Source organism: Rhodococcoides sp. S146-33, from assembly GCF_059489205.1.
This window is the reverse complement of sequence record NZ_JCAJWY010000003.1, coordinates 156,837-169,562: the sequence shown is the minus strand read 5'-3', so window position 1 is coordinate 169,562 and position 12,726 is coordinate 156,837. Positions and strand designations below refer to the sequence as shown.

Genomic DNA, 12,726 nt, shown 5'->3' with positions numbered 1-12,726 from the left:
TCATACTTTGGCGGTTGCGGAGACCGTGTCGAGGGTGGGCAGCCGGTGACCTTCGGCGGGCGGCACCACGGTGATCCGCAAATTGTTGTGCCGCAGCAGGTATACCGCAGCGAAGAGACCCGTGGCCAGTGAGATGACGCCGCCGAACAACAACGGTGCGCGTGGGTCGAGGACGTCGGCGAGCCAGCCGAGCACCGGGCTGCCCAGCGGAGTTCCGCCCAGGAAGCACAGCATGTAGATGCCCATCACGCGTCCGCGCATGTCGGATGGAACCGACATCTGCAGAATGTTCATCGCCGACGTCGTGAACGTCAACGTCAACGCGCCGGTGGGCACCAACAGCACCGCTACGAGAACGTAATTGGGCATCAACCCCACGAGCAGCTCGAAGAGCCCGAACGCGATGACGGCACCGATGAAGAGCCGTAGTCGTGGGGCCGCGGCGCGCCGGGCCGCCAGGGTCGCTCCCGCCAATGTGCCCACCGCGAGGGTGGTCGACAGCAATCCGTATGCGTCGGCTCCACTGCCGAACGTGTTGCGCGCCAGCACCGACAGACTCAGGGGAAAGTTGAGACCGAACGTCGAGACCATGAATACCGTCGCCAGCAATACGCGCAGGTCTCCCCGCCCCCAGACGTACCGAAAGCCCTCTCGCACCTGCCCTTTGGCGCGCGGTGCCGGTTCGACACGGAAGAGTTGACCGACGTTCATGGCCAGGAGGGCGCCGAACACCGCGGCGAACGACACCGCGTTGATCAGGAATACCCAGCCGGTACCGACGAGGGTGATGAGCACACCGGACACCGCAGGCCCGACGATCCGCGCCATGTTGAACGTCATCGAGTTCAACGCGATCGCGTTGGAGAGGGTTTCCTTGCCGACCATCTCGATGGTGAAGGATTGCCGCACGGGTGCGTCGATGGCGGACGAGCAGCCGAGGATGAAGGCAATGACATAGACGTGCCACAACTCCACCATGTTGCCGACGTCGAGCACGCCGAGCACCAGACCGCAGACTGCCGCGAACACCTGGGTGATCATGAGGAGCTTGCGCTTGTCGTATCGGTCTGCCAGTACTCCGCCCCACACCGAGAGAAACAGCGTCGGCCCGAATTGCAGAGCCATGACGATGCCGACGGCGAAGCCATTGCCGCCGGACAGCGTCAGTACGAGCCAATCCTGGGCAACCCGCTGCATCCACGTTCCGACCAGCGAGACGATCTGCCCCGACGCCCACAATCGGTAGTTGCGAGTCTTCAGAGCAGCGAACATCGACGAACCGGACGCAGAGGAAGCAGGGGCCACCATTCAGATAATAAACCTAGGTAACTACTCGGAGTCGCTCACCAGTGCACCGATGATGTTCACCGCGTCCCGCAGAATGTCGAGCTGCTCGGGCGTGAGGCCCGCGAGCTGGGCGGTCATCCATGCCTCGCGTGCGCTCGCCTCGTCGGCGATCAGCTCTTGGCCGGCCGGTGAAAGCGACACGATCACCTGGCGTCCATCGGTGGGGTGCGGCGTGCGCACCACGAGGCCGAGTTCGGCCAACGACGCGATCACCCGCGTCATCGACGGTGGCTGAACCCTCTCCCGCGCCGCCAGCGCACCGGGCGTCATGTCGCCCTCCCGACTCAGCGTGGCCAGAGCGGACAGCTGAGTCAGCGATACTTGCGAGTCCACTCGCCTACCTCGAAGGTGGCGAGTCAGCCTCACCACCGCAAGCGACAGATCGCTTGCCAATTCCCGATTGTCATTAACTATGTTTCCCGACGTCACAGCGCAGAGAATACGCCCTGGCACGCACCGCGCATCATGTAACCGCTTCGGTGATGGGTCCCACCGCGAAATATGCAACAAACAGCAGTGCAACAATCCACAACAGGGGATGTACCGACTTCGCCCGGCCGGATCCGACCGCAAGAACCACCCAGGTGATGAAACCGACGCCGATCCCGTTGGCGATCGAGTACGTGAAGGGCATCACCACGATGGTCAGGAAGGCGGGCAGCGCGTAATCGAAGCGTCGGAAATCGATGTCGAGCACCTGTCCGATCATCAGCGCACCCACCACGACCAGAGCCGGAGCGGCCGCTTCGATCGGAACGACGGCCGTGAGCGGAGTGAAGAACATGGCCAGCAAGAACAACAATCCGGTGACCACGTTCGCCAGCCCGGTGCGAGCACCCTCGGCGATTCCGGACGCGGATTCCACGAACACGGTGTTCGACGACGCCGACGCACCGCCACCGACGATCGCTCCGGCCCCCTCGACCACGAGAGCCTTACCGATGTTCGGCAGCGTTCCGTCCTTGTCCAGCTTCGCTTCTTTGCCCAAGCCGGTCATCGTGCCCATCGCGTCGAAGAAGTTGGCGAGTACGAGCGTGAACACCAGCAGGCTTGCCGCCAGCACTCCGATGCGAGTGAACGCTCCGAACAGATCGACGTTGCCCACCAGCGAGAGATCCGGCGATTGCACCAACTGACTCGGCAACTGCGGCACCGACAGATTCCACCCCTTGGGGTCGACGCCGTTGGAGGGCCCCACATCGGTGACGGCCTCGACGATCGCCGCGAAGATCGTCGTGACCACGATCCCGATCAGCAGTCCGCCGCGAACCTTGCGCACTACGAGTACGCCCATCAGCAGCAGCCCGAACACGAAGATGACCGTCGGCCACGACGCAATCGACCCATCGATGCCGAGCCCGACGGGAACCGTCGTACCTGCGGCGTCGGGGATACGGCGCACGAACCCGGAGTCGACCAGCCCGATGAAGGCGATGAACGCTCCGATGCCGGCGGCGATCGCTGCTTTCAGCTCCGCCGGGATCGCATTGAAGACCGCTGTGCGGAATCCGGTGACGGCCAGCAGCACGATGATGATGCCGTCGATGACCACCAGCCCCATCGCCTCGGGCCAGGTCACCTGCGGTGCGATGGTCACGGCGAGCAATGTGTTGATGCCGAGGCCCGCCGCGATACCGAAGGGGTAGTTGGCGATGATGCCGAAGGCGATGCTCATGAACCCGGCCACCAGCGCTGTCACGGCAGCCACCTGGGCCACCGGCAGGATGTTGCCGAGCACGTCGGTCTTGGCCGCTGCGTCGTCGGCGGAGAAGCTGCCCAGAATCAGCGGATTGAGGACGACGATGTAGGCCATGGCCACGAAAGTGACCACGCCTCCCCGCACCTCGGACCCCACCGTCGAGCCGCGCTCGGTGATCTTGAAGTAGTTGTCGAGTAGCCGCGACGACAATTGCATGAGCGAACGATAAAGCACATCGTGAGACTTGGGGAAATATGGTGGCGTAGCGTGATTTTGTGGCCGACCTCCCCCAGATCCCGCGCAGCCTGACCGATCCGGTGCCGGTGTTGGCAATCGGCATCCTCGGCTGGATCGTCGCACTGGTGGTGTTCACCGCCACCGGAGACCGCACCGACGACGCCCTCGCAACCTGTTGGTCGGGGCTGGCCGTGGGTGCAGTAGGGTTCGGAATCTTCCTGATACAGAGAGCGGCGTCACGTCGCGGAAGCAAAACCGCCCAGCGCGGCCTCGATTGAGACCAGCATCACGTTAGCTCGATCACCACACCGCCCCTGACGTGGGCAAACTAACCCCTCAGCCGGTTGAGTAACACAAAGTTAACGTGGACCATGGGTTATGTCAGTTAATACAACCTCTTGATCCACGAAAGCCAGGCCATGAAGCTCGTCTCTCAGTACCGCAACCGTCGCAACCACGTCCGCTCGCTCCGCGCCCTCTACGCACGCGCCAATGCTGTCTCCAGCCCGGCCATGCGCGACGAGCTGCTCGTCATCGCTCAGCGCTCGGATTTCTCGCGCTGATCAGCCTGACGGCATAGATCCATCCCAGCCCCCACAGGGCACCGAACACCCAGCCGGCCAGCACGTCCGTGGTCCAATGCGCACCCAGGTAGATCCGAGAGAATCCGATCAGCAGGGCCGCGACCACAGGTAGCACGAGCAGTACCGGCCGATGCAGCCACGGATGCGGCGATCGCAGCATCAGCGCGATCGCCACCGTGGCAAGCAACATCGACATCATCGCGTGGCCCGACGGAAACGAATGGCTCGCAATGTCCACCAGCCGCTCGGGAATCGGTGGACGCTCCCGCGCGAACGCGAATTTGAGCGCATTCATCAGACCCCAGCCGGTGAGCATCGAACCCGCAACGACAACGGCATCCGCCCTGCGTCCGACGCGAAGCACCGCAACGACAACCACCGTGGCCAACAGGAACATCGACACCGTGTTGCCGAGTGTGGTGACGATCCAGAACACCGTGGTGAGCCAGTCGACGCGATGATCGACCATCCAGTCCAGCACTGTGGCGTCAAAGCCCACGAGGACGCTCCCAACTCTCCGAACAATGTACGGTCCTGTCTGCGTCGACCCAGAACGGCACGGCGTGGTCACCGCTGACGTCTCCGGTCGATCGGACCACCAGTTCTCGGTGGACCACCACTCCGCCCTGCGGAAGCGGCAATCCCATTACCGCACAAGCCAATACCGCTCCAGGTTCACGGTCCCAGGAGCTGACACGTCCGACTCCGAGTACTTCTCCGCTGATCGCCTCCGACGCCGGTCTGATGTCCAGAACGTCTGCCAGAGCGGCTGCTGTGGTGATGTCCGAGAGAACTGCAACCTCCGTCGGTACGACGCCTGCCAGCCATGGTGTGTCGATCACCAACGCATCCGACGCGTCGATGACCGCTCCGCCGAGAGTGCGGACTCGATCAGGCGGGTCGATGTCGGCGATGTCGATGCGCCCGTCGACAACCGCAGTGGCGATCAGCGTGTGAGTCCGTGCGATCACCGCAGAGGTCGGACTCCGCCGTGGATCCCCCAGTGCCTCGAGCAGTAACCGGCACGTCTCGACGCTGTCGCAGGCCGATGCGCTCAATACGGCCGACAACTCGTCGGCGCGCGGGTGATCCAGCGGATCGAGCAGGCCTGCGAATGTCCCGTCGGACGGAGCTCTGAACGCGCTCAGGGGCACCCTCTGCATCCGCGCATGACGCCTGAGCCACCACGCGGTGTAACCGTCTCGATCGGTCAGAGCCGCACGGGTACTCGGATCGTCGAGCAGAACGGTCAGCGCCTCCGACCATGCGTCCGAACGAACGAGATCGAGATCTCGGACTGCGAGCAGCGTCGCCGGTTCCGCGGACAGTTCGGACCACCACCCCGACTCGTCGTCGAGATCGTGGTCCGGCCCGGTCGGCAGCTCGTCGCGTATCACCGAGAAACCCCACCCGACGCCCACCGCGCGCAGCGCCCGCTCACCGAACCTCGTCACCACCGCAGGCGCGAGAACGCCGAACGGGGAATCCTGCACCAGCAGATCCGCCAACGGCGCTCCGGGAAGCAACAATTCGTCGGCACTGCGCAGCTCGCCGTCCTCGTCTTCGAGTGGCAGGCCGCCGATCCAACCAGGTAGTTCACCCGCCTCCGCGGCCAGGGCGAGAACCGCGCTCACCAGGGTGTCGACGTCGTCGCCGTCCCAGTCGAGATCGTCGAGCGCCGCTTCGAGAGCCGGGTCCGTCAGCAATTCGGACGCGGTTGCCTCGCGAGCCCCGAGCCTCGTCAGCAGCGGACTCACTGCGCCCGGATGCACCAGACGCACCCACGTCACCGCCGCCGAGGCATCCGATCCGATCACCGTTGTTCGCGCACCGGTGACCGTGCGGCCGTCTGCCAGCGGAACAGGCAGAGCTGCAAGCTCTTCCGCCGCAACACCGTCGACGACGAGGGGCGCCAACGCGTCGAACAGCTGCTGCCACCACGACGGTTCGCGGCCCAGACCACCGAGCATCTCCGCCAGCCGCGCCAACCCGATCCGGTGCACCCCCACTGCCGACAGCGCCGACGCGTAGCGCGCGCCCGACAGCGTCGCGTCGGCCAGATCCGGTACGACGTCGATCAGCACCGAGGTGAGTTCCGCGGAGGCATCCGCGACGACATTCGACCGCTCCGGCACGAGGTCGCGTCCGCGCGCACCGGGAAGCCATGGAGCGCTGGACAATCGGCGAAAGATCAGCTCTCGCAACTGCCCGTCGACCTCGCTTCGGGCGAATCCGACCTCGGGAACGAACGACACTCTCGACGCTGCGGGCAGTGACGCCACGAAATCCGCATACCCGTGTGCCAGCGCATCGAACGAGACACCCGGAAGCACGCGCCGTCGGTCCGGCTGCATCGGTACATCGGTAATCACCAAGGCGGGCAACGACAACAGCTCGTCCGATCGGGTGGGAGCCCGCAACACGTCGGGGGACGCCGGAACGGGTAGACCGTCGACGACCGGAGCCAGCCAGCGCGCGGCAGGGGTGCTGAACTGTCGCCATGTTCGCGACCCGATCGCGATGTCGATACTCTGGGCGTCGAGTGTCGTTCTGATGCAGTCGATCACATAGCCGTCGATGTCGATCGAGTCCAGTGCCTCGAGTTCGAGAAGCAGATCGACAGCCTCGTCCGCGTATCCGGACGCGAAGGACGCCGCGTCCGAATCCGGTCGCGGCGCCAACACGATCTCGGTGTCGTACCCCGCTGCGGGGGGTTCGACCACGGGCCACGCCAACCTCAGTACCGGCACGCCCGCCTCGGGCACGGCCATTCCGCGCTCGCGCAGTGCGTCCGCGGTACGCCGTGCACTGAACAGCACACCGCCGTCACGGGAGCGCACCTCGATCTCGTCGGACACCGATCGCACCGCGGTGAAACCGACTCCGAACTGCCCGACGCCGCCATCCATTGCAGTCTTGGCCGATGCCCTCAGCGCGGTCAACGCATGCACACCCGAAACATCGAGCGCAGCACCGGTATTGGCGATGTGAAGGGAACCGACATCATCGGTCCACACTGACAACCGTCCCGAAACACCGGCCCGCGCCGCCGCGTCCGCAGCGTTCTGCGCGAGCTCGGTCAAAAGCCGGTCACGATAGCCTCCGCGCACCAAGTCGGACTCGGACGCCGAGTCCTCACGAAGCCGGGTGGGAGACGAGCCCCAGGCCACGAGAATCGACTCGCGCAGCGACCCGGTATCGAACGGGTCGATCAGCTCGGAGATACCGAATCCTCTTCGTGCACAGCATCTTCTGTCACCTCGGAGTGAGAAACTTCCGTGGCCGTCGTGTCCGCAACCGCAGGTGCCTCCTCCTGCGGCGCCGTTGCCTCGTTCTGCGCATCGGCTGTGCCTGTCGGCGCGTCGCTCGGGTCCGCACTGTCGGTGGTCTCGTTCGCGGAAGCAGTCTCGTCAGACGCAATGGTTTCGGCCGACGCACTCGACTCGTCGGACACAACGGTCTCGTCGGACACAACGGTATCGTCGGACACACTCGCCTCGACCGGAGGACTCGTCTCGGCCGGAGGCGTCGGTGCCACGGTGACGTCGAGGGCCGCGTCGTCGTACGGCTCGAATTGCGGTGATCCTGCTCCGGTAGGCAATTCGGTGTCGGAGTGCGCACCGCAGCCGTACTCGGCATGCACCACGTGCCCGTCCGCGGCGAACTCGTTGCCGCACACTCCGAATGCAACCGACAACGATCCGGCGATGGGCAGGTAGAAGCCGCAGCGCCCACACGTCGACGGCGCAGCTTTGGCCATCTCGGTATCAGGGCCGAAATCGCCGTCGTGCCAGCGTTGGGCGGCGTCGAGACGTCCTTCGAGGCTGGTGACCTTCGTTCTGCCGAGACCGATCTCGCCTGCCACCTCGTCGATGGCGGGATCACCGGAGCTGACATAGCCCGGTACCAGGCGTGGGTCGTCCTGCCTCGGAGACAGCAGATCGCCCGGTCCCAGATCCCCGGGGCGGATACGTTCGTCCCAGGGCACCCAGGACGGTGCCACCAGAGCGTCGGGCCCGGGCAGCAGAACCAACTCACTGACCGTGGCGCGATCGGCGTCCTCCGGGGCCGCGACCACCACAGCCCACTGCCATCCTCGGTAGCCCTCGAGATCGCTGGCGAAGCGGTGCGTGGCCGCGCTGGCGTCCTCGGCGGTGACCCCCAGATACTCGCCGACACCTCCCTCGCCCAGGTCGAGCAGAGCCTGCCGCGCGAGGTCCACGGCCTCGGCCAAGACGGGGCGGATGGAATCGAGCTCTGGAGAAGATACGAAACTCACACATTCAGTTTGCCGCATCGACTCGGTGACGCCCAGTTCGGGCTGCCATCATGGATGCAATGACCGTCCGCGCTCGCACCTTCGTAGCCGTCCTGGCCTCTGCACTGGCGGTGGCCTCCTGCTCGTCGACACCAGGATCGACGGCCGAAGCGCCGACCTCCGACTCGGTGCCGAACCTGACCGCGGAAGTCGTGCGCACGTACGACCGCGGCGACGACGCGTTCACCCAGGGATTCGAGATCGACGGTGACGTGCTTTACGAGGGCACCGGGCTGGAAGGTTCGTCGTTCGTCAGGCGCACCTCGCTCGCGGACATGACCGAGCTCGAGCGGGTCGATCTGCCGTCCGACCTGTTCGGCGAAGGGATCACCGTCGACGGGGACACCCTGTGGCAGATCACCTGGCAAGACGGAGTCGCCATCGCGCGCGACCGGGACACCCTGACCGAACAGCGCCGAGTGAACTACGACGGCGAAGGTTGGGGACTCTGCACCGAGGGCCGAGGAACACAGGGTCGGGGAACACCGGACGACCGCCTCGTCATGAGCGACGGCACATCCACCCTGACCTTCCGCGACCCCACCACTTTCGACGCCGTCGACACAGTGGACGTCACGCTCGACGGCAATCCGGTGGAGCGGCTCAACGAACTCGAGTGCGCCGAGGGCGGGTCTATCTACGCCAATGTGTGGCAGACGTTCGACATCATGCGCATCGACCCCGAGACCGGGAAGGTGACGGCCGTCATCGACGGCACACCGCTGTGGGACTCGATGTCTGCCGCCGATCGAGGCGGAGCCGACGTGTTCAACGGCATCGCTCAGGTCCCGGGTACGGACCGATTCCTCGTGACCGGCAAATTCTGGCCCAAGATCTTCGAGGTGCGATTCACCGATACCGCGCCGGTAGGACAGAATTGACCCCGTGACCGATCCTCGTCTCCCCCACACCCCACGGGGTGCGGACGGCTCGGAACAGGTTCACTCCGCAGGCTCCGCTCACGGCCCAGGACAAGTTCGCCCCGCAGGCTCCGCTCACGACCCCGAGCAAGACAGCTCGATGGATCATCCGGGTCTGGCCAACTACCCGCCCGCACCTGCCGCCACCCATGTTCCGAGTCGTCGCGAGCCGTTGCCTCCCCTGCACCCACCGCGGACCGAGAAGATCACCGCTCCGCGCGGCCGCGCCGGCACTCGCAAGCCCCCGCCGATGCCGAAGAAGCTGACCGTCACTCGCGTCGCCGCCATGAGAGGGCGCGAGCTCACCGGCAAGGGCATCGCGTCGTTCCAGCGAGCTGCGAAAGCCGACGGCGCGGACAAGTCCGGACTGACTGCGCTGACCTACGCGACCATGGCGAACTTCGCGTCGGATGCGGCGTTGGCGATCGCCTTGGCGAACACACTGTTCTTCTCCGCGGCCACCGGTGAGGACAAGACCAAGGTCGCGCTCTATCTCGTCATCACCATTGCGCCGTTCGCGCTGATCGCCCCGTTGATCGGACCGCTGTTGGACCGGCTGCAGCACGGTCGACGCATCGCGCTCGCCACATCGTTCGGGTTACGCACCGTGCTGGCGGTGGTGCTGGTGTTCAACTTCGACAGTTGGGTGCTGTATCCCGCCGCGCTCGGCATGCTCGTGCTCAGCAAATCCTTTGCAGTGCTCAAGAGTGCGGTGACGCCGAGGGTGCTGCCCCCGGAGATCGACCTCGTCCGCGTCAATTCTCGGCTCACCGTCTTCGGCCTGCTCGGCGGCACCATCGCGGCAGGGGCCGTGGCCGGCGGCATTGCGTTCTTCGCAGGCTCACCCGGCGCACTGTGGTTCGTCGCCGCGATCACCGTGCTCGGCGGCTACCTCAGCATGCAGATCCCGTCCTGGGTCGAGATCACCGAGGGCGAAGTGCCGGCCACCCTGAGCTATCACGCCGAGCAGCACAACGGCAGCGATTTCGCCGGAAACAGCGCCCCGACCGAAAACCTGCGCCGCCCACCGCCGCGCACCAAGAACTCGAGCAGCACCAAGAACCGCAGACAGCCCCTCGGCCGGGCCGTCATCGTGGGACTGTGGGGAAACGGCACCATCCGGATTCTCACCGGCTTCCTGACGCTCTACATAGCGTTCGTTGCCAAATCCCGTACCGAACACGAGCCGCTCCAGCAGGCCGCGATGCTCGGACTCGTCGGAGCCGCAGCCGGTCTCGGCAACTTCTCGGGAAACGCGCTCGGTGCCAGGATCAAACTCGGCCGACCGTCCCTGGTGGTTCTCCGCTGCACCCTCGCCGTCACGGTGGTGGCCGTCGTCGCCGCGGTCACCGACAGCCTGCTCACCGCCGCGGTGGCCGCGCTCGTTGCATCGAGCGCCAGTGCGCTGGCCAAGGTCTCCCTCGACGCATCCCTGCAGGCCGATCTGCCGCCGGAGTCGATAGCGTCGGGATTCGGCCGCTCCGAAACCGTCATGCAGCTGTGCTGGGTTCTGGGCGGCACCCTGGGTGTGCTGCTCCCCACCGTATACTGGCTCGGTTTCACCGTCGTGTCGGTGTTGCTTACGATCGGGCTCGTGCAGACATTCCTCACCTACCGCGGCAGATCGCTTCTGCCCGGCTTCGGCGGCAACCGCCCCGACCACGTCGAACAAGAAATGTCCGACGGCTCCTTCGGCGAAAACGTGACCAAGTGAATCTCGCTCCCCGTACCAAGAAGATCGCGGCGATCACCGCCGCCGGTCTTGTCGTCATCGCCGTCGCGTTCGTCGCGGTGCTCGCCCTGCTGATCGGGAAAGCGCCGGAGAAGGATCCGACCGTCACCGCATACGCCAACGGCCGAGCCGTCGTGGTGGAGCCGTATCTGTACTGCGCTGTCAGCGACCCGCTGTGCACCAACGTCGGTGAGACCACCGAGATCCAGGTCGGCAATGCCGAGACGGTCCAGCTCTCGTTGCCCGCCCCCATCTACTCCGCGCCGTGGGTGCTCGCCGTGGTCTACGGCGACGACAGCGGCGACGTGGTGGAGAACACCGAGTTCAACGAGCCGGACACCAAGCTCAGCGTCACGGTTCCCACGAAGGACGACAGCAACCGGACACTGCTCGGCATCGAGGTGCGCTTGCCCACCGGCATCATCGACACCGATACCAATCAGGAAGGGTTCGTCAGCCACGCCATCTGGTCGATCGGCACCCGCCCGTAGCGTCGGTGGACGTCAGCTGTCGAGCTCACGGGCGACAGCCCGGACGACCTCGGAGATTCGCTGCGCGATCTTGCGATCGGGGTACTTGCCCTTACGTAGTTCGGGCTGCACCGTCGCCTCGAGCAGTGTGATCATGTCCTCGACCATTCCGTGCAGCTCGTCGGGCGTGTGCTTGCGCTCGACGGGTTCACGGCGAGTGCTACCGGCGTTCTGCCGCACCGACGGTGCGGGCTCGAGCACCTTCAGGCTCAGCGCCTGGGGTCCGCGGCGGCCGGCAGCCATGCCGAATTCGACGCGCTGACCGGCTTTGAGGCCTTCGACGCCCTCCGGCAACGCCGACGAACGCACGTAGACGTCCTCGCCTTCCTCCTGAGAGAGGAATCCGAATCCCTTGTCGACGTCGTACCACTTCACCTTGCCGGTCGGCACTGAGCTCACCCGTTCATCTGTTGCTGTCGGTCGTTTCCTGTGCGCGGGCCCGATGTTCGGACCGGCGGTCTGCACAAATTTCGCGCCCCACGAAACGTAGGACGCGAATACATCAGTCTAGCGCGGTGAGTCTCGACGAAGCATTCGAGTTCTTCGCACCCTGTACTTCGCACTACCGTGGTGCAGGTGGACACACCGACCCCTAAGAGCAACACCGTTCTGCTGCGCATCGCGCTCGCGCTGTTCGCGATAGGCCTCGTCGCCATCGTCGCGATCCTGCTGTTTCCGGTCTTCTCCGACGCGAAGCCCCCGCTGAGCCTCTACCTGACGGCCATGTTCTCGGCACCGGCCGGGTTCGTACTGGCGTTGGTGTACGCGCTGGCGTCCGGACGGCGGGCTCGGTAGATCATGCGATTGATCCTGAACATCATCTGGCTGGTCTTCGGTGGGCTGTGGCTGGCCATCGGTTACTTCTTCGCCGGCCTTCTGCTGTGCATCCTGATCGTCACCTTCCCATTCGGCATCGCGTCGTTCCGGATCGGTGTGTACGCACTGTGGCCGTTCGGGTCGACGATCGTCGACAAGCCCGGGTCCGGGTCCGGCGCGCTCGTCGGGAACGTGCTCTGGTTGATACTCGCCGGCTGGTGGTTGGCGCTGGCTCATGTGGTCACGGCCGTCGCAATGGCGATCACCATCATCGGCATTCCGCTCGCGATCGCGAACCTGAAGTTGATTCCCGTATCTCTGATGCCCCTCGGGAAGGACATCGTTGCCGTTCGGTGACTTTCCGGACGGGTCTCGGCCGCTGTGACTTCCATCACATAACGCTTGGGTAACAGGTCGGCAACGGGCTGGGGTTCACTGCCGACGACGCCCACTAGCTGGGCAGACACACGATGCACAAAAGAGGCACGGAATGCGCTCGAGACGACTCCGCAAAATCGACAGTTACCAAATAGTGACGTAAGC

Annotated in this window: 14 protein-coding genes; 7 read left to right on the top strand and 7 right to left on the bottom strand. The window is 65.0% G+C overall.

Features of this window, described 5'->3' with window-relative positions:
* From AC5WEY_RS16455 to AC5WEY_RS16445, 3 genes are read right to left on the bottom strand one after another with little or no spacing between them, the layout of a single operon-like run.
* Entirely contained in the window at window positions 1-1,272 is a 1,272-nt protein-coding gene (locus AC5WEY_RS16455; RefSeq protein ID WP_495646909.1) for an MFS transporter, read from the bottom strand.
* A 57-nt stretch (window positions 1,273-1,329) separates the two neighbouring features.
* Complete coding sequence (locus AC5WEY_RS16450) at window positions 1,330-1,761, bottom strand: Rv0880 family HTH-type transcriptional regulator (protein WP_057479348.1); 432 nt, start codon at window positions 1,759-1,761, stop codon at window positions 1,330-1,332.
* Between the two features lie 49 nt (window positions 1,762-1,810).
* Window positions 1,811-3,262, bottom strand: coding sequence for an NCS2 family permease (locus tag AC5WEY_RS16445; RefSeq protein ID WP_057479283.1), 1,452 nt, complete (start codon window positions 3,260-3,262; stop codon window positions 1,811-1,813).
* 59 nt (window positions 3,263-3,321) lie between these two features.
* Between AC5WEY_RS16445 and AC5WEY_RS16440 the strand changes: the two genes are divergently transcribed.
* Window positions 3,322-3,561 carry a DUF2530 domain-containing protein gene (locus AC5WEY_RS16440; protein WP_057479284.1) on the top strand — a complete coding sequence of 80 codons (240 nt, stop codon included), beginning with the start codon at window positions 3,322-3,324 and terminating at the stop codon, window positions 3,559-3,561.
* 141 nt (window positions 3,562-3,702) lie between these two features.
* Window positions 3,703-3,846 carry a hypothetical protein gene (locus AC5WEY_RS16435; protein ID WP_155289340.1) on the top strand — a complete coding sequence of 48 codons (144 nt, stop codon included), beginning with the start codon at window positions 3,703-3,705 and terminating at the stop codon, window positions 3,844-3,846.
* On the opposite strand, the gene AC5WEY_RS16430 is transcribed toward AC5WEY_RS16435, so the two are convergent.
* The 3 genes from AC5WEY_RS16430 to AC5WEY_RS16420 are packed head-to-tail and all read right to left on the bottom strand — an operon-like array spanning window position 3,815 to window position 8,146.
* Window positions 3,815-4,366 carry a phosphatase PAP2 family protein gene (locus AC5WEY_RS16430; protein WP_495646699.1) on the bottom strand — a complete coding sequence of 184 codons (552 nt, stop codon included), beginning with the start codon at window positions 4,364-4,366 and terminating at the stop codon, window positions 3,815-3,817. The genes AC5WEY_RS16435 and AC5WEY_RS16430 overlap by 32 nt on opposite strands.
* Entirely contained in the window at window positions 4,356-7,037 is a 2,682-nt protein-coding gene (locus AC5WEY_RS16425) for a sacsin N-terminal ATP-binding-like domain-containing protein (RefSeq protein ID WP_495646698.1), read from the bottom strand. Before AC5WEY_RS16425 ends, AC5WEY_RS16430 begins: the two co-directional genes overlap by 11 nt.
* A 41-nt stretch (window positions 7,038-7,078) precedes the next feature.
* Window positions 7,079-8,146 (bottom strand): DUF3027 domain-containing protein, encoded by a 1,068-nt coding sequence (locus tag AC5WEY_RS16420; RefSeq protein WP_495646697.1) that lies wholly within the window; start codon window positions 8,144-8,146, stop codon window positions 7,079-7,081.
* Window positions 8,147-8,205: 59 nt separating this feature from the next.
* On the opposite strand from AC5WEY_RS16420, the gene AC5WEY_RS16415 reads away from it, so the two are divergent.
* From AC5WEY_RS16415 to AC5WEY_RS16405, 3 genes are all read left to right on the top strand, one after another.
* Window positions 8,206-9,066 (top strand): glutaminyl-peptide cyclotransferase, encoded by an 861-nt coding sequence (locus tag AC5WEY_RS16415; protein WP_495646696.1) that lies wholly within the window; start codon window positions 8,206-8,208, stop codon window positions 9,064-9,066.
* Window positions 9,067-9,205: 139 nt separating this feature from the next.
* Window positions 9,206-10,819, top strand: coding sequence for an MFS transporter (locus AC5WEY_RS16410; protein ID WP_495646908.1), 1,614 nt, complete (start codon window positions 9,206-9,208; stop codon window positions 10,817-10,819).
* A complete protein-coding gene (locus tag AC5WEY_RS16405; protein WP_495646695.1) occupies window positions 10,816-11,328 on the top strand; it encodes a DUF2771 domain-containing protein in 513 nt (170 codons plus the stop codon). The genes AC5WEY_RS16410 and AC5WEY_RS16405 overlap by 4 nt, the downstream gene beginning before the upstream one ends.
* Before the next feature lie 12 nt (window positions 11,329-11,340).
* Here the strand turns inward: AC5WEY_RS16405 and AC5WEY_RS16400 are convergent, their stop codons facing one another.
* Window positions 11,341-11,757 carry a cold-shock protein gene (locus AC5WEY_RS16400; protein ID WP_057479286.1) on the bottom strand — a complete coding sequence of 139 codons (417 nt, stop codon included), beginning with the start codon at window positions 11,755-11,757 and terminating at the stop codon, window positions 11,341-11,343.
* A gap of 186 nt (window positions 11,758-11,943) precedes the next feature.
* Here AC5WEY_RS16400 and AC5WEY_RS16395 point away from each other — a divergent pair, with 186 nt between their 5' ends.
* Both AC5WEY_RS16395 and AC5WEY_RS16390 read left to right on the top strand, forming a co-directional pair.
* Entirely contained in the window at window positions 11,944-12,162 is a 219-nt protein-coding gene (locus tag AC5WEY_RS16395; protein ID WP_495646694.1) for a hypothetical protein, read from the top strand.
* 3 nt (window positions 12,163-12,165) lie between these two features.
* Complete coding sequence (locus tag AC5WEY_RS16390) at window positions 12,166-12,540, top strand: YccF domain-containing protein (RefSeq protein ID WP_495646693.1); 375 nt, start codon at window positions 12,166-12,168, stop codon at window positions 12,538-12,540.
* The last annotated feature ends 186 nt before the right edge of the window (window positions 12,541-12,726 follow it).

Bases quoted from the DNA above. Each gene is read 5' to 3' on its own strand.
- AC5WEY_RS16455 (WP_495646909.1), bottom strand. From the start codon at position 1,272: ATGTTCGCTGCTCTGAAGACTCGCAACTACCGATTGTGGGCGTCGGGG.
- AC5WEY_RS16445 (WP_057479283.1), bottom strand. From the start codon at position 3,262: ATGCAATTGTCGTCGCGGCTACTCGACAACTACTTCAAGATCACCGAG.
- AC5WEY_RS16435 (WP_155289340.1), top strand. From the start codon at position 3,703: ATGAAGCTCGTCTCTCAGTACCGCAACCGTCGCAACCACGTCCGCTCG.
- AC5WEY_RS16415 (WP_495646696.1), top strand. From the start codon at position 8,206: ATGACCGTCCGCGCTCGCACCTTCGTAGCCGTCCTGGCCTCTGCACTG.
- AC5WEY_RS16410 (WP_495646908.1), top strand. From the start codon at position 9,206: ATGGATCATCCGGGTCTGGCCAACTACCCGCCCGCACCTGCCGCCACC.
- AC5WEY_RS16390 (WP_495646693.1), top strand. From the start codon at position 12,166: ATGCGATTGATCCTGAACATCATCTGGCTGGTCTTCGGTGGGCTGTGG.